This is a genomic window from Methyloversatilis sp. XJ19-13 (assembly GCF_024580155.1).
Taxonomy (GTDB): Bacteria; Pseudomonadota; Gammaproteobacteria; order Burkholderiales; family Rhodocyclaceae; genus Methyloversatilis.
Genome location: NZ_JANINH010000040.1, coordinates 1 through 848 on the forward strand (window position 1 = coordinate 1; position 848 = coordinate 848).

At 61.0% G+C, this 848-nt stretch carries 1 protein-coding gene; it reads right to left on the reverse strand.

Features of this window, described 5'->3' with window-relative positions:
* Window positions 1–38: 38 nt before the first annotated feature.
* A partial coding sequence (locus NMQ14_RS19615; protein ID WP_257098511.1) for an elongation factor Tu occupies window positions 39–848 on the reverse strand: 810 nt, incomplete at its 5' end.

The following is an 848-nucleotide window of genomic DNA, read 5'->3' on the forward strand; positions in this document are numbered from 1 at the left end:
CCCGGCCGGCTCACGCAGGCCGGGGCACATCAACCTGCTTAAGCGATGATCTTGGCAACCACGCCCGCGCCCACCGTACGACCGCCTTCGCGAATCGCAAAGCGCAGACCTTCTTCCATCGCGATCGGCGCAATCAGCTTCACCGTGATCGATACGTTGTCGCCCGGCATCACCATCTCCGTGCCTTCCGGCAGTTCGATCGAGCCCGTAACGTCCGTCGTGCGGAAGTAGAACTGCGGACGATAACCGTTGAAGAACGGCGTGTGACGACCGCCTTCGTCCTTCGACAGTACGTAAATCTCGGCCGTGAAGTGCGTGTGCGGCTTGATCGAACCCGGCTTGGCCAGAACCTGACCACGCTCGACATCTTCGCGCTTGGTGCCGCGCAGCAGCACGCCAACGTTGTCTCCCGCCTGACCCTGGTCCAGCAGCTTGCGGAACATTTCAACGCCGGTACACGTGGTCTTCACCGTGTCCTTGATGCCGACGATCTCGATTTCCTCGCCAACCTTCACAATCCCGCGCTCGATACGACCCGTCACCACCGTGCCGCGACCCGAGATCGAGAACACGTCTTCGATCGGCATCAGGAAGGCGCCGTCAATCGCACGTTCCGGCGTCGGAATGTAGCTATCCAGCGCATCGGCCAGCGCCATGATCGCGCCTTCGCCCAGATCCGTCTTGTCGCCTTCAAGCGCCTTGAGTGCCGAGCCCTTGACGATCGGTACATCGTCGCCCGGAAAGTCGTACTTCGACAGCAACTCGCGCACTTCCATTTCAACGAGTTCGAGCAGCTCGGCGTCGTCGACCATGTCGCACTTGTTCAGGAACACCACGATGTACGGCAC